Annotated in this window: 8 protein-coding genes; 2 read left to right on the top strand and 6 right to left on the bottom strand. The window is 74.0% G+C overall.

What is annotated here, in order from left to right; genetic code table 11:
- Positions 1–67 precede the first annotated feature (67 nt).
- The 5 genes from FRANEAN1_RS20385 to FRANEAN1_RS20365 all read right to left on the bottom strand — a co-directional run bounded on the left by FRANEAN1_RS20385 (position 68) and on the right by FRANEAN1_RS20365 (position 11143).
- Entirely contained in the window at positions 68–1399 is a 1332-nt protein-coding gene (locus FRANEAN1_RS20385; protein WP_020461714.1) for an alkaline phosphatase PhoX, read from the bottom strand.
- 208 nt (positions 1400–1607) lie between these two features.
- Positions 1608–2438, bottom strand: a complete 831-nt coding sequence (locus tag FRANEAN1_RS20380) for an acyl-CoA thioesterase domain-containing protein (protein ID WP_041254469.1) — start codon at positions 2436–2438, stop codon at positions 1608–1610.
- Between the two features lie 212 nt (positions 2439–2650).
- Positions 2651–5512, bottom strand: coding sequence for an MMPL family transporter (locus FRANEAN1_RS20375; protein WP_020461712.1), 2862 nt, complete (start codon positions 5510–5512; stop codon positions 2651–2653).
- Between the two features lie 1212 nt (positions 5513–6724).
- Positions 6725–7582: a LuxR C-terminal-related transcriptional regulator gene (locus tag FRANEAN1_RS20370; RefSeq protein ID WP_020461711.1), complete on the bottom strand. Its 858-nt coding sequence runs from the start codon at positions 7580–7582 to the stop codon at positions 6725–6727.
- A 939-nt stretch (positions 7583–8521) separates the two neighbouring features.
- Complete coding sequence (locus FRANEAN1_RS20365) at positions 8522–11143, bottom strand: DUF3516 domain-containing protein (protein ID WP_347176686.1); 2622 nt, start codon at positions 11141–11143, stop codon at positions 8522–8524.
- Positions 11144–11526: 383 nt separating this feature from the next.
- Here FRANEAN1_RS20365 and FRANEAN1_RS20360 point away from each other — a divergent pair, with 383 nt between their 5' ends.
- Both FRANEAN1_RS20360 and FRANEAN1_RS20355 read left to right on the top strand, forming a co-directional pair.
- Positions 11527–12702 (top strand): acyl-CoA desaturase, encoded by a 1176-nt coding sequence (locus FRANEAN1_RS20360; RefSeq protein WP_157473477.1) that lies wholly within the window; start codon positions 11527–11529, stop codon positions 12700–12702.
- A gap of 202 nt (positions 12703–12904) precedes the next feature.
- Positions 12905–13147, top strand: coding sequence for a hypothetical protein (locus tag FRANEAN1_RS20355; RefSeq protein ID WP_006539918.1), 243 nt, complete (start codon positions 12905–12907; stop codon positions 13145–13147).
- A gap of 220 nt (positions 13148–13367) precedes the next feature.
- On the opposite strand, the gene FRANEAN1_RS20350 is transcribed toward FRANEAN1_RS20355, so the two are convergent.
- Positions 13368–15953, bottom strand: a complete 2586-nt coding sequence (locus FRANEAN1_RS20350; RefSeq protein WP_347177244.1) for a UvrD-helicase domain-containing protein — start codon at positions 15951–15953, stop codon at positions 13368–13370.
- Positions 15954–16126: the final 173 nt, after the last annotated feature.

The raw sequence follows: 16126 nt of genomic DNA, 5'->3' as shown, positions 1-16126 counted from the left end.
CAGGACGCCGCGTTCGACGTCCCGGGGTCGTTCGCGCTCGCGTTCTCGCGGTCGCGAGGCGGACGGCTCAGCCGCGCCACCACGGGCCGGTGATCGCCACCGTGAGGCCGTCGCTCTGGATGTTGGCGTAGAGCCAGCGGCCGTCCGCGGAGAACGTGGCGCCGGCCCACTCGCTCTCGCTGGTGGCGTTGCGGGCCAGCGGGTAGGGGACACCCTCGGCCGACGGCGCGATCAGGTGCTGCTCGCCGTCGCCGTCCTCGCACAGCACGATGCCGCCGCCCGGCGACACGGTGATGTTGTCGGGGCCGTCGAACCGGCCGCCCGGCTCGATCAGCAGCACCAGCTCGAGGGTGCCCTTCTTCGGGTCGAGCTTCCAGACCTGGCCGGCGTGGTCACGGGCGGCGCCGTCCGCGGTCTTGGCGTAGCTGGAGACCACGTAGGCGGAGCGCCCGGACCAGAAGATGCCCTCGGCCTTCGGGACCTGGGTGACCTTGCCGGCGGCGAACTGCTTGCGGGTCGACACCGTGGCGGCGTCCGGGTCGGGGACGTCGACCCAGGACAGTTGCACCGTGGTGTGCAGCTCGCTGATGGCGGACAGGTCCGGGACACCGGGGACCTGCAGCGCCTGCAGCTTGCCGCCGGCCCGCAGGCTGCCGGGCCCGCCGAGCGGCCGGCGGGGCAGGAAGCGGTAGATCAGGCCGTACGGCTTGGACGCGTCCTCGGTCAGGTAGAGGCAGCCCGACTGGGGGTCGACCGCGACGGCCTCGTGCGCGAACCGGCCGAGCGCGGTCAGCGGCACCGCCTCGCGGTCACGCAGCCGGCCGAACGGGTCGACCTCGAAGACGTAGCCGTGCCGCTTGGTGAGCGCGGGGTTGGTCGCCGGGGTGTCCTCGGTCTCCTCGCAGGACAGCCAGGTGCGCCACGGGGTGTTGCCGCCGGCGCAGTTGCGGATGGTGCCGGCCAGGCTGGGCACGGCCGACAGCAGCCGGTCACCGGCGACGGTGACGGTCGTCGTCCCGCCCGGGGCGGCCGGGTCGTAGGTGATGCCCGGCCGCTGCGGGACGAGGTCCGTGCCTCCGGGGGAGAGCTCGTGGTTGCGGACGAGAACGCTGCGGCCCGGGCCGAGTGGGAACGCGTACGTCCCGTCGGGCGCGCCGGGCACCACACCCCCGCCGGTCAGGGAGTCGACCCCGGCTCGGGACAGCACGGTGTACCGGAAGCCGGAGGGAAGATCGACCAGGCCCTTCGGATCCGGGACCAGCTCGCCGTACCCGGCGAACTTCTTCGGTGTTGCGGCGGACGCGGTGCCGGCGAACACCGAGCTCACCGCACCCGACAGGGTGAAGCCCAGGCCGGCCGCGCCGGTTCCCACGACCACCTGACGGCGGTTGACTGCCATGAAGACCCTCCTTCACAAGGACGGTCCGCACGCTCGCAGCCGCACATGACCATTTCGCGACCCGGACACGAACGTCCGGGCACGGCCGGTGGTCTGATTTCCCAACTCCCGTGGCAGGAGCCCTACCCGGAGCAGGCAGGCGGACATCTCGGTCCGGTATGTCTGGTTGTCCCGCCTTGTCGGCGGTCGTGGCGGTGCCGCGCCGTGGCTACCGGCGGGAACGCTCCCGGGGGGCGCGGAAGAGGGCCTCCTGGGTCAGGCTCGCCCCGAGCCGGCCGTCCCGGGTATGGATGGTGCCGGTGTACCAGCCGCGGCCGCCGGCGATCGTGCGCGGGACGTGGTCCATCAGCACCCACTCGTCGAGCCGGATCGGCCGGTGGAACCAGACCGCGTGGTCCAGGCTCGACCCGGAGCGGGCCGTGGGCGTGTGGAAGGGGGCGAGGCCGGCCATGCTGTCGGACAGGTAGGTCAGGATGACCGCGTGGGTCAGCGGGTCGTCCGGCAGCGCCGCGGTGCACCGCGCCCAGCAGCGGGTCGGGAAGTCCTCGCCGGGCTCGACCGGCTTCTCGGTGCGGCCCTCGAAGGAGAACAGTCGCGGGAACACGTAGTCGATCATCGTCTCCGGGGGGCCCGCCGCCGGCATCGGCTCGGCGTCGATGTCCGTGCCCTTCTCAGGCACGTGGAACGACGCCGACATGTTGAAGATGACCTCGCCGCCCTGCACGGCGACCACCCGGCGGGCCGAGAACGAGCGGCCGTCGCGGTCGCGGTCGACCCGGAAGATGGTGGGCCGGGACGCGTCCCCCAGACGCAGGTAGTAGCCGTGCAGCGAATGCGGCACCCGCCCCTCGGGCACGGTGCGGCCCGCGGCGAGCAGGGCCTGGGCGGCGACCTGGCCGCCGTAGAGCGCGTACACGTCGTCGAACACCACGCGGACCCGGAACAGGTCGCGGTCGATCTCCTCGAGGTCCAGCAGGTCCAGGACCGTGCCCTCGGTCGGGGCGAGGATCGCCGGCTCGTTCACGGTCACTGGTCGCATGATCCACCTTCTGGGTCGGTCGGCGCGGCACGTCCCGGCCCCGGCGCCGCGGCGTCCCGGCCCGCGGCGCCTTCGCGCGGTGGCCGGAACGTCGCGCTGACGGGCCGCTCCGGGAGAGCGTGCCGTCAGTCCGGGATACTGCATCGGGTACCCCCACCACCAGGGGGTGTGCCGCAGCCCACCGTCAGGGGTGCTGGTCAGGCGGCTGGCGGTCAGCTCTCGTGTGGCGGTTCGCCCGGCGCGTCGCTGTGCGGAGAGAACCAGGCGTCCGCCGACCAGCAGCCCTCCGTGGTCTCCCGCTCGCCGAGGGTGGGCACGTGGGTGTCCCGTGTCGGTTCGTCCGGGCCGGCCTCCGCCGGGGCACGCTCGGCATCGCCGTCCGGCCGCGCGCTGTCCGCCAGCGTGCCGTCCGCCCGGGCGTCGGCGCCGCCGTGGCCGACCGCCGGGCCGCCGCGGCTCCTGCCGGGGAACTGGTGGTCGGCCTGGTCGTCGGGGTCGTACAGGCCGTCCTCGGCCCGGCCGTAGGTGCTAGCGGAGAAGAGGACCTTCGGTGGGGCCGGGTGGGCCGGCTCGGAGATGCCGAGCCCGGGACGCCGGCGCGGCGCCCCCGCGCCACCGGCGGTGCCCTGCGGGCCGGGTTCCGACTCGTGACCGCCTACCGGGCGGGCCGCCGCCGCGGGCGCCCACGAGCGGGCGACGGCGGTCGGCCGGGTGCTCGCCGTGCCTGGCCCGACGCCGGCCGGCGGGCTGCCGGCCGACCGGGACGTGGCTCGAGTGGTGGTCGCCGACGGACCGGTGGCCGGCGCGGTGGTGGCCGGCGGGGCCGCGGGAGTGAGCGCCTCGCTGAACGCGTCGCCGCCCTCGCGCAGGCCGAACCGCTCGTGCAGCAGCCGCAGCGGCCTGGGCGCCCACCAGTTGTACCGGCCGGCGAGAGCCATGAAGGCCGGCACCAGCACGGCGCGCACGACCGTCACGTCCAGGAGCACGGCCAGCGCCAGGCCGACCCCGATCATCTTGATGATGCTGATCTGGGACGTCGCGACGCCGATCATCACGACGATCAGGGCGAGTGCGGCGCAGGTCAGCAGCGGGCCGGTCGCGGCCAGGCCACGGGTGACCGCGCGCCGGTTGCCCGCCCCGCGCTGGTGCTCCTCGCGGATGCGGGCGAGCAGGAAGATCTCGTAGTCCATGCTGAGCCCGAAGGCGACGCAGAACATCAGCACCGGGCTGGTCAGCTCGACGGTGCCCGAGACCTGGAAGTGCCCGACCAGGGGCTGGAGGTGCCCGTCCTGGAAGACGAGCACCATCGTGCCCATGACCGCGGCCAGGTTGAGCGCGTTGAGCAGCAGCGCCTTCACCGGCAGCAGGATGCTGCCGGTGAACAGGAACAGCAGCACGAACGTCGCCATGATCACCACGGTGATGGCGCCGGGCAGGCCGCGCATCACCGTGTCCCGGGTCTCGACCAGGTGCGGGGCCAGGCCACCGATCTCGACCGGGTAGGGCGCCGGGATGGCGCGGACGAGGTCGACGGTGCGCTGGGTGCCCGCCGAGAGCGGGTCGGGCTCGGTAGGCCACAGGGAGAGCCAGGCGCCGCCGTGCACGCCGACGAACGCCCCGCCGTCCGGTGGCGGTGGGGCGATGAGACGGCCGTCGGTGAAGCTGCCGGCCACAGTGTCCACCCGCGCGACGCCGGGCACCCGGGACAGCCGCGCCGCGTAGCCGCCCAGGCGCGCGGCGACCTGCGGCTCGCGGGCGTCCACCCCGGCCGCGACGACCGGGATCTGGCAGGGCAGGCAGACGGTGAAGTCCTCACGCATGGCGTCGTTGACGATGTGCGAGTCCGCGCTGGTCGGCAGGACGGTGTCGTCGGCGAGGGCGACCCGCAGGTTGCCCAGCGGCAGCGCCATCACCACCATCAGGGCGACCGCCGCGCCGCCGAACAGCAGCGGATGGGCCATCACCCGGCGGGCGATCGCCCCCCACACCGCGCCGGACTCGCGGCCGCCACCAACCCCGGTGCCGGCGGGCGCAGGCGCCCCGGCCCGGCGGCGACGTCCACGTTCCACCCGCTCGCCCAGCAGCATGATCGCCGCCGGCAGCACCAGCAGGGCCGCGAGTTCGGAGGTCACCACCACCGCGATGCCCGCGTAGGCGTACGACTGCAGGTAGGGCAGCGGGAACAGCAGCGCGCCCGTCAGGGAGAGCGCCACCGTCAGACCGGAGAAAAGCACCGTGCGGCCGGCGGTGCGCAGGCTGGTGTGCAGGGCGGCGGGCCGGTCCAGGCCATTCTCCCGCTCCTCGCGGAAACGCCGCAGGATGAACAGGCAGTAGTCCACGGCGAGGGCGAAACCGAGCGCGGTGGTCAGATTTAGCGAGAACACCGAAATGTGGGTGACCTCGGAGAGCAGCCGCAGCGAGGCGAGGCTGGCGATGACCGCGCTGCCGCCGACGACGATGGGCAGCAGCGCCGCGGCCGTTCCGCCGAACGCATACAGCAGGACACCGAGCACCAGCGGCGCGGTGATCAGCTCGGCGCGCTTGAGGTCCGCGCGGCTTTGTTCGGTGACGTCCAGCATGACCGCGGGCGCGCCGCCGAGGCGCACGGTGACGCCGGGCCCGTCGTGGGCGTACCTGTCATGCAGGGCGGCCACGTGGCGCGCGATCGCGTCCTCGGTGCCGGTGAGCCGCAGCAGGACGAGCGCGCTGCGCCCGTCCTGGGAGCGCAGCAGCCCGCGCTGGGACTCCGTCGACCAGTAGGACGTGACGCCGCTGACGCCCGGCTCGCGGTGAAGTTCCTCAGTGAGGTTCTCTCCCAGCCGGCGGGCGGTCGGGCCGTCGATGTCCCCAGGTGCGGTGATCATGATCGCGACGTTGGGCGGGGCGCCGGGGAACTCGGCGTCGAGCATCGCCTCGGCGCGGGTGGCGGAGTCGCCGGGGGCGTAGAAGCCGCCGGTGGCGAGCCGGTCGAACACGCCGGCGGCCCAGGGCAGCAGGAGCAGCACGAGCAGCCCGGTGACGGCCAGTACGCGCCCCGGCCGGGTGATCGCGATCCGGGCGAGGAGGGCGAACAACCCGCCGCGCCCGCCGGCCGGTGCGCCCGCCGAACCCCCAGGCCCACCCGGCTGCCCGGGACGGCCCGGACCGCCCGGCCGCTGCGGTGCCGCGGCTCGCGGCTCGGCAGCTCCCGGTGCCGCAGCTCGCGGCTGTGCGGCCCGCTGCTCGGGCGAGCGCCCGGCGCGACCGCGCCAGCGGCGCCGGCGTGGCCCCTGCTCCGGTGGCGGTGGCGGTGGCGCGGCGGGGTGGACAGTGCCGGGCCGCGGTGGCGTCGTGCGGGCCGGCAGATGCGGCTCGAGCGGTTCTGCCGGCCCGGCCACGGCGCCCGGGTGGGCGGGTGACCGGTGGTTGGCGGGGCGCCCCGTCGAGCCCCTGAACCGCCGCGTGACTTCGACGGGAAATGACATGAGTTCAACGTAGAAGTAGCAAAGATTGGGCGATACCCCCATAGAGGGGTACCAAAGGCGCGAATCCCTCTTTAATGTTCACGCCGTTGGCGTGAGTACCGCGATGACGTCGTGACTCGCGCCAGTCGGTATCCGGAGGAGGGGGAGTTCGTCGTGGAGGAGAAGTTCGAAGGGCACAACAACGGCAGAACACCGCCGCATCTGGCGAGGTGCCCCCGGCCGCGGTACGGGGTTCAACCGCACGGGGGTAATCCGGCCGACAACGCGGGCCGGCCGGAGGGTTCCAGTTGGGACGAGCGTCCCGCCGCGCCCGGTGAGACAGGGCAGCGGCCCGGGGCGCGGCCGCGGTCGGGCGGCCCGGGCGCGGCGCCGCCACCTGGGGCGGAACAGCCGCCAGCGGGGGATCAGAGCGGCGCGTCGGGCCCGGCGTCCACCGGCCCGCTCCCGCTGCCGGCGCCCGGCGCCGCGGCCACCCGACCGGCGCCGGCGCCCGGCGCGCGGCGATTCTGCCCCGGGCCGACGCGGCGCCGGTGAGATTCGTCCCGCGGCCGGTTCCGCTCGTGGCCCGCGGGTTACGGGCACCAGGACTGGAATGCATTTCCCGATGGGCGTGAACGGAATGTTTCCCACCGGCCGGCCGCGGGCGAAACGCCGGTCGGGCGCCCTGCTCGCCGGGTGCATGGTCGGTGGGAAGCGCTTTCGGTCGGGTGCACCGCCGGCCGGGTGAACGACTCGGACGAAGCCGACGGGCGGTGACCGTCCCGAGATTCTCGGGGGGTCACCGCCCGTCAGCGGTTCTGGCGGCGCGCTGTCGCGCCGGCCTCACGGCAAAAGGCTGGAACGGCGCGCGACGTTCACGGCCGCGGTGCGGTTGTGCACCCCCAGTTTGTTCATGATGCTGCGCAGGTACGCCTTCACCGTCTCGGGGCTGACGGCGAGCCGGCGCGCGGTCTCCGCGTTGGACATGCCCTCCGCGACGAGCCGCAGGACGTCGAGCTCGCGGGGGGACAGCCCGAAGGGCTGAGCCCGCGTCGGCGGCGCGGTGTCGGGGAAGAGGTCCTCGAGCAGGTCGCGCACCGCGACGATCCGTTCCCGCAGGGCCGGGTCGCCGGCCTGGTAGCTGAGCTCCTCCAGCTCGGCGTCGACCCGGCACAGCACCCGCAGCCGGGACGCGCCCGCCGGGCCGCCCGGGGTCGGGCCGGCGTCGGCGCGCGCCGTCATCGTGCGTTCGGCCAGGAACGCCTCGAATCGGCGGGCGACGCTGAGCGCGGTCTCCACGGCGGCCGGCGGGACGGGGTTGTCGGCCCGCACGCCGCAGTACAGCACCGCGTGGACGGTTCCGCCGGTGCGTACCGGCACGGCCACCACCGAGGAGATGTCCTCGCCGAGGACGGCCCAGTCACGCTGGTCCTCGGTGTAGCGCGGGCGGGTGCCGGCGTCGATCACGACGGGCCGTCCCAGCGCGACGACCCGCCCGCCCACGCCGTGGCCCGGCGGCAGCGACATGCCGCGCAGCGCGTTGGTGCGGTTCCCGTCGAGCGCGCTGATGGTCAGGTAGCGCGAGCGGGGATCGACCGATCCGCCATAGGCCAGATCGGCGCCGGTACGGGCGCGCAGCCGGGTGACGGCTCGAGGCAGCAAAGCCTCGACCGAGCAGTCATCGGAAGTGCCCGATGTCATCGTCTTCCTCTCGTCCGGGGGTCTCGCGGACTAAGAACGAAACAAAACAGAAAAATTCAGCAAAGGTGCCACCGGCCCGCCACTTATTTCCCGGGCCTAAGCCGGCGTGAGACGAGGTCAGTCGCGGAAACGGAGGTCGTGCGGCGCCGGATGCGGTGCCGGGTCGGCGGGGAGTGTCGCCGGGTCGCCCGGTCCTTTACGGCAGACAAAACGCCTTGCTGGGAAATGAGACTAGCAAGGGGATCTTCGTCCCGGCAATCAGCGCATTGTGCACTGTGGTGCCGAACGCGCGCAGTGAGGGTTGGGATCCGGCGAAGGTGTATGGGGGTGGCCCGGTCGCGTGGGCCCGCCACCGCCGCCGGATCCCCGTGCACGGCGCGTGGATCCCGCCGCCGCGCGCCGCCGCGCACCGCCGCGGGGAGCGCGCCGGCGTGCCACGGCGGCGCGTGGGGCACGGTGATCGACCGTTCGTTCTCCGTTGACATGGATCGACGGGATCCGTCGTCCGGTGTTCTTGGCCGATTCCCGACATGGTGTCAGTTGTGTATCCGGTGGTTAGTTTATGAGAATGCCTGCCGCCGGGGTTGGGTAAATACCAGGCCGGTGGCGTCTTTCGGGCCCGCGTCCACGGTCGCCGCCGTCACCCCTGGTCGTGGGTGGACGCCGGTGCGCGATGCCCGGCCCGGCCGGGCGCGGGCCGCTACGGGAAAGGCCGCGGGCCGGCCGCGGCGGCCGTCATGTCCGTCCGTTACCGCGTCACGCCGCACCGCACCTGCGGCATTTCCAGGACCTACGCGGGAGGGCTGGACCGATGGTGCCGGTTGCGCACCGCCCGGAGCGCGTATGAACACCTCGGTGCCATTGGCGGTTCGCCGCCGCGCCCGCCGCCCGATACGCCCCTCCGACCGACCGCCGGAAAGCGGACCGCCGGAAAGCCGCTCAGAGCTGGTCGACGGCCGTCACCCGCAGGACGGCGATGCCGGCCTCGTCGGAGGCGGCGAGATCCACCTCGGCGCTGATTCCCCAGTCGTGGTCCCCGGCCGGGTCGTCGAAGATCTGGCGCAGCGTCCAGCGGTCCGCGGCGGTCTCCACGATGAGCAGCCCGGGGCCACGGGCGTCCGGTCCCGTCCCGATCTCGGCGTGCGTGTCGAAGTACGGCTCGAGGGCGTCGCGCCAGGCCTGCGCGTCGAAGCCCGCGGCCGCGTCGAGGTCGCCGAGCAGGTCGTAGCGGCGCAGCGCGGCCAGCTCGACCCGGCGGAACAGCGCGTTGCGCACCAGCACCCGGAACGCGCGGGTGTTCGCGGTGACCGCCGAGGTCCGCTCGACCAGCCCGCCCGGCGCGGCGCCGCTGTCGGGAGCGGGGTCGCGCAGCGCCTCCCACTCGTCGAGCAGGCTGGAGTCGACCTGGCGGACCAGCTCGCCCAGCCACTCGGTGAGGTCGGTGAGTTCCTCGGTGCGCGCGTCCTCGGGCACCGTCTGGCGCAGCGCCTTGAACGCGTCGGCCAGGTAGCGCAGCAGCAGCCCCTCCGAGCGGGCCAGGCCGTAGAAGTCGACGTACTCGGCGAAGGTCATCGCCCGCTCGTACATGTCCCGGGCGACGGACTTGGGCGACAGCTCGTAGTCGTCGACCCAGGGGTGGCCGCGCCGGTAGGTGGCGAGCGCAGCGTGCAGCAGCTCGTCGAGCGGCTTGGGCCAGGTGACCTCGTCGAGCAGCTCCATCCGCCGGTCGTAGTCGACGCCCTCGGCCTTCATCGCCGCCACCGCCTCCCCGCGGGCGCGGAACTGCTGCGCGGACAGCACCTGCCGCGGGTTGTCCAGCGTCGACTCGAGCAGGCTCAGGACGTCCAGCGGATAGTCGGGGGACTCACGGTCGAGCAGCTCGATCGCGGCCAGCGCGAACGGGGACAGCGGCTGGTTGAGCGCGAAGTCGAGCTGCAGGTCGACGGTGAGCCGCACGGTGCGCCCGGTCTCGTCCGGGGCGTCGAGCTTCTCCACCACCCCGGCGGCGAGCAGCGCCCGGTAGATCGCGATCGCCCGGCGGATGAGCCGGCGCTGCGCGGCCGGCGACTCGTGGTTGTCGGTGAGCAGGTGGCGCATCGCGCTGAACGCGTCCCCCGGCCGGTTGACCACGTTGAGCAGCATCGAGTGGCTGACGGCGAACTGCGACGTCAGCGGCTCGGGTTCGGCGGCGACGAGGCGCTCGAAGGTCGGCACGCCCCAGGAGACGAAGCCCTCGGGGGGCTTGCGGCGCACGACCTTGCGCCGCTTCTTCGGGTCGTCACCGGCCTTCGCCAGCGCCTTCTCGTTCTCCACGACGTGCTCGGGGGCCTGCACGACGACGTTGCCGACGGTGTCGTAGCCGGCCCGCCCGGCCCGCCCGGCGATCTGGTGGAACTCGCGCGCGGTCAGGATCCGGGTGCGGGTGCCGTCGTACTTCGACAGCGCGGTGAACACCACGGTGCGGATCGGGACGTTGATGCCCACCCCGAGCGTGTCGGTGCCGCAGATGACCTTGAGCAGGCCGGCCTGCGCGAGCAGCTCGACCAGTCGGCGGTACTTCGGCAGCATCCCCGCGTGGTGGACGCCGATCCCGTGCCGGACCAGACGGGACAGCGTCTTCCCGAACCCGGCGGTGAACCGGAAGCCGCCGATCATCTCCGCGATGGCGTCCTTCTCCGCCCGGGTGGAGACGTTCACGCTCATCAGCGCCTGGGCCCGTTCCAGCGCGGAGGCCTGGGTGAAGTGCACGACATAGACCGGCGCCTGGCGGGTCTCGAGCAGCTCCTCGATCGTCTCGTGCAGCGGGGTCGTCACATACCGGTGGAACAGCGGGACGGGGCGCTGCGCCGAGCGCACCACCGCCGTGGGCCGCCCGGTGCGCCGGGTCAGGTCCTCCTCGAACCGGGTGACGTCGCCCAGCGTCGCCGACATGAGCAGGAACTGCGTGTCGGGCAGCTCGATGAGCGGCACCTGCCAGGCCCAGCCCCGGTCCGGGTCGGCGTAGTAGTGGAACTCGTCCATGACGACCTGGCCGACGTCGGCCGTGGCACTGTCACGCAGCGCGATGTTCGCCAGGATCTCGGCGGTGCAGCAGATGATCGGCGCGGTCTCGTTGACCGAGGCGTCACCGGTCATCATGCCGACCCGCGCCGGGCCGAACACCGCGCACAGCGCGAAGAACTTCTCCGACACCAGGGCCTTGATGGGCGCGGTGTAGAAGGTGCGCCGGCCCCAGCCGAGCGCGGCGAAGTGGGCGCCGGTGGCCACCAGGCTCTTCCCGCTGCCGGTCGGTGTCGCCAGGATGACGTGCGCTCCGCTCACCACCTCGATCAGCGCCTCGGTCTGCGCCGGATACAGTTCCAGGCCCTGGTCGGTCACCCAGGCGCCGAACGCGTCGAACAGGGCGTCCGCGTCGGGTTCGGGACCGGCCGGCAGGCGGTCGGCCAGCGACGGCGAGCCGGCGGCCGGGCCCGGCGCGCTGCCGGGTGTGCCGCCGGGCGCGCTGCCGCCGGGGGCGAGGTCGGGTGAGGTGTTCTCGGGCGTGGAGGTGTGCGGCGTCATGGTGCTCTCGATCGTGCCCCACGGACGGCGGGCGCGGGCGACGGGCCGCCCCCGCGGCGGCGCGCGCCGTCCGGTCCGTGGCGCGCAGGCTCGTCGGCCACGCCGGGTGAACCACGCCGGGTGAACCGCCACCGGCCGAGGCGCGGCGGCGCATCGACCCGCGGCGGCGTGGGTATCCCCGCCTTTGCCGGGCACCCTCGCCGAGGGCCGGCCGGCGCCGGCGCGGCTCACCCCCCGCGGGTACGGGTGGGGTCAGACCCCCCTAGGCCGGGGCGCCACCTCCACTGACCAGGACGATGATTCGCAGCAGAGTCGGCGGTGTCGTCGTCGGCCACCTGGAGAGGGTCCATATGTCGCATGACCGTACGGGCGTGAGTCCGCCCGTGCTACTGACTGTCGGTCCGGCCACAGCCACGTCCCGGGCATCACTGCCGGCCGTGCCGGTGGAGCCAGCCCCGCCAGCCGTCGCCGCCGTGCCGGTGGAGCCGTCCCGGCCGGTCGCGACGGCCGTCGCGGTGCGGCCGCCCACGCCGGTGGGCCCGGCGGCGGCGTGCCCACCGCCGGTGAGCACCGCGGGCAGGCGGACCTTGGCCAAGGCCGCCGTGGGCGCGGCCGCCGCGGGGGAGAGCGCCGCGTCGCCGCGGGCGGCGGGCGCCGCGCCCGAGCTGGATCCGCGGCCGAAGTCCCGCGCCGAGCAGATCCTGCTCGCGCTCTTCCTGGGTGGGCCGCTGCTGGCGGTCGCCCTCGCTGTCCCGTTCGCCTGGGGCTGGGGTCTGAGCTGGCACGACGTCGTCATCGGCGCGGTGATGTACGTCATCGGCGGTCTTGGGATCACCGTCGGCTACCACCGGCACTTCACCCATGGCGCGTTCAAGGCGCGCCGGGGCCTGCGGATCGCGCTCGCTCTCGCCGGCAGCATGGCGATCGAGATGAGCGTGATCGACTGGGTGGCCGCGCACCGGCGCCACCACCGCTTCTCCGACCGTGACGGCGACCCGCACTCCCCGTGGCGTTTCGGGCCCGGTACCCGGTCGCTGGCGCGCGGTCTGCTGCACGCGCACGTCGGGTGGCTGTTCGCGCCGCGGCGGACCAATGCCCAGCGGTACTGCCCGGACCTGCTCGCCGACCGGGACATCCGGCGGATCTCGGACCGCTTCGGCTGGCTCGTCGCCGTGTCGATGCTTCTCCCGCCGCTGGTCGGCGGCCTGTGGGCGGGGTCGTGGACGGGCGCGCTCACCGCGTTCTTCTGGGCGTCGCTGGTCCGGGTCTTCCTGTTGCACCACGTGACCTTCTCGATCAACTCGATCTGCCACGTCCTGGGCGCCACGCCGTTCGCCACCCGGGACCACTCGGGCAACGTGTGGTGGCTGGCCGTCCCGTCGTTCGGGGAGGCGTGGCACAACCTGCACCACGCGGACCCCACCAGCGCGCGGCACGGTGTGCTGCGCGGCCAGATCGACCTCAGCGCCGGGCTGATCGCGGTGTTCGAGCGTCTCGGCTGGGCCCATGACGTGCGCTGGCCCGACAGCGAGCGGATCGCGGCGAAGCGCGCCGCCTGATCGCCGCCCGCCCGTTCTCCCCGCCGCGCGGTGCGCCGTGACGGAGTCGTCAGTGCACACCGCTCCGTAGGCCGGGCGGCACCGTACGCAGGGGTCGAGTGCTCTCGTGTGTCGTCCGTTGGTCCTGTGATGGGGTGCTCTGCCCCACCTACCGGGGCGGCGGGGCATCCCGTTCGTCCTTTTTGCGGTTAGCGTCGGCGGGGTGGATGAGCTCCCTCTGCTCGTCGGGTCTGGTGACATCGCCCGGGCGCTGGGCGTCACCCGGCAGGCTGTCGATCACCGGCTGCGCAGTGATCCGGCGGCACCCGCGGCTGCGGGGGTCGTGAACCGGACGTCCGCCTGGAACGGGACCCGGATCTGGTGGCGCGAGGATGTCGACCGGTGGCTGAACCTCGAGCCTGACCGGTGGCATCGGCTGCTCGCGTCTACCGCGCGGGGCGGGTGACCGGCGGTGGGCTGATCGTTCGACTACCGGCTGGTGCACCCCCGACGCAAGATAGTCAACGCTGTTGACGACCGTTCGTGACTAAATTCGATCTTGAAACCTCCATTCCGTCCTCGGGACGGGGCTGTGTGCCCCGTCCCGAGGACGGACCGACCTCCGCCCGGCGACCCGACGGTCACCGCCGCAGCCCGCCGCGCCTCGCGCCGCGGCGCGAGGCGCCTCAGCGACCGGATGCCGCCGGACCGGCCGCCGGAACGCCACCGGTCGCCTCGCGCGGTCGCAGCCGGCTCAGCACCGCCGGCAGCGCGCCGACGTGCACGACCCCGAGCTGGTTCGTCGGCCGGGTCAGCGCGACGTACAGGTCACCGGCGCCCCGCGGCGACTCGGCCAGAATGCGCTCGGGCTCGACCACGATGACCGCGTCGAACTCCAGCCCCTTGGACTCACGGACCGTCAACACGACGACCGGCCGCTCCGGATCCCCGTCCGCGCCCCCCTCCGCGTCCACGCTGAGGGATGTCAGCTCGTCGCGGCGGGAGCGCGGCACGATCACAGCCAGCCGCCCGCCGCCGGCCGCCGCGCGCTCGGCACGTACCAGCTGCTCCAGATGCTCGGCCAGCTCGTGGGCGCCGACCGTGAGCCGCCACGGCGCGCGGCCCGACCGGCGCACCGACCGCGGCGCGCGCAGCCCACGCCCCTGAGCGGCGAGCACGTCGCCGGCGATGTCCATGATCTCCGCGCCGGTGCGGTAGTTCACCGTGAGCCGCTCGAGGGTGAAGCGCGGGCCGACGAACGGGTCGAGCGCCTGCGCCCACGAGGAGCTCCCCGCCGCGTCGCCGGTCTGCGCGACGTCGCCGACCAGCGTCATCGACCGGGTCGGGCAGCGGCGCATCACCATCCGCCAGGCCATCGGGGACAGCTCCTGCGCCTCGTCGACGATCACGTGGCCGAACGCCCAGGTGCGGTCGGCGGCCGCGCGCTCGGCGGTGCTGCGGGTGTCGACCTCCTCCTGGCGTTCGCCGAACCGGTCGGCGTCGATGAGGTCGGAGGCCATCAGCAGCTCGCCGTCGGGATCCTCGGTGTCGCCGCGGGAGAGGATGTCCAGCACGCCGCCGGCGTAGTCGATCCGCTGCTGGCGCTCCAGGTGCGCGGCGACGGCCGCGTCGATCGCCGCCCGGGGGTCGTTGCCGAGCAGTTCGGCGGCCTCGTCGAGCAGCGGGGTGTCGGCGGGTGCCCAGTCGCCGGGGGCCCAGTCGCCGGGGGCCCAGCGCCCGCCGGGGTCGCGGCGTAGTGCCGCCCGCTCGGCGTCGGTCAGCCCGGGGGCGGCGTGCGACAGCGCGTCGGCGGAGGCGAACAGGTCCTCCAGCAGCGCCTGCGGGGTCAGCAGCGGCCACAGGCCGTCGATCGCCTCGGCGAGCCTGGGGTCGGACCTCAGATCGCGGCGCAGGTCGGCCAGGTCGGAGGGGTCGAGCACCGGCCGGTCCGCCGCCGCGGCCGCGGCGGCCAGGGCCGTGCTGGGCCAGTCGCCGCCGTCCGCCGCCGCGCTGCCCCCACCCGGCTCGCCGCCTTCGGTGCCGTCGCCGAGGGCGTCGCGCGCGGCGTCGGTGTCGGGCCAGAGCATGAAGTCGTCGACGAAGTCCGGGATGTCGACCTCGTCGATCGACGACTCGTACCGGTCGGCGATCTGGCGGGTCAGGGCGGTGATCACCTCGCGGACGAACACCGACCGGGCGTGGTTGTGCGGGCGTCCGGTGAGCCGGGCGGCGGCCCGGGCCGGCACGACGATCGTCTCGTCGAGGCGGGCGACCCCGTCCGCGACGGTGATCTCCAGGGGCGTGTCGGGGAGCCGCTGGCGGTCGCGGACGGCGGCGGCCAGGATGTCGACCATCTCGGGCCGGCCCTTGACCTCCGCGGCGGTCGTGCTCTCGGCGCGGCGGGCCCGCACGCCGGGGAAGAGGTCGCCGACGGTCGACAGCAGCACCCCGGTCTCGCCGAGGGAGGGCAGCACCTGCTCGATGTAGCGCAGGAAGGCCGGGTTCGGCCCGACGATCAGCACCCCGCGCTTGGACAGCTGCTCGCGCCGGGAGTACAGCAGGTATGCGGCACGGTGCAGCGCGACGGTGGTCTTGCCGGTACCCGGCCCGCCCTCGACGACGAGGATGCCGTCCTGCTCGGAGCGGATGATCCGATCCTGTTCGGCCTGGATGGTCGCGACGATGTCGCGCATCCGGCCGGTGCGGTGCGCGCCGAGGGTGGCCAGCAGCGCCGCCTCGCCGACGAGGCTGTCGTGCGCCGGTGTGCCGTCCGGTTCACCGGTCGCGGTGGGCGGGCCGGCGGTGAGGTCGGGGTCGCCCTCGTCGGCGCCGAGCCCGTCGAGGGTCCGCAGGCCGAGGACCCCGCCGCCGAGGGTCGTCGGGCCGAACACCTCGTCGTCGAGGTGGGTCACCCGCCGCCCGACGGTGCGGATGTGGCGGCGGCGGGCGACGTGCAGCGGGGTGGCCCCGGTGGCCAGGTAGAACGGGCGGGAGGCCGGGGCCCGCCAGTCGATGAGCAGCGGCTGGTAATCGGCTTCGGGGTCGAGGACGCCCATCCGGCCGATGTAGCGCTGCTCGCCGTCGGCCATGTCGAGCCGGCCGAACAGCAGCCGGTCGCGCATCGCGTCGAAGCGGGCGACCTGGTCGGCGTGGCGGGCGGCGAGCGCGTCGCGGTCGGCGCGCGCGCCGGGTTCGGGATCGTCGCGCAGCAGGGCTTCGGCGAGCCCGGCGGCGGCTGCGGCGCGCAGCCCGTCCAGCCGCTCGTGCAGCATGGTCAGGTACTGCTGCTCCCGAGCGTGCTCGTCGCCCCCGGAGGTGTCTCCGGTCGGGGCGCTCTCAGGGGGCACCGGGGGTGCGGGGGGCACAGCCGCGGCGGGCACCGCTTCGTTTGACAATCCCCAACCCTTTCCGCTAATCTGTGGCTGCGTACAGCGCGCTTTTGCGC

It is taken from the genome of Parafrankia sp. EAN1pec, assembly GCF_000018005.1.
GTDB classification, from domain to species: domain Bacteria; phylum Actinomycetota; class Actinomycetes; order Frankiales; family Frankiaceae; genus Parafrankia; species Parafrankia soli.
The sequence above is the reverse complement of the archived record's forward strand: the minus strand, read 5'-3'. Positions and strand labels throughout refer to the sequence as shown.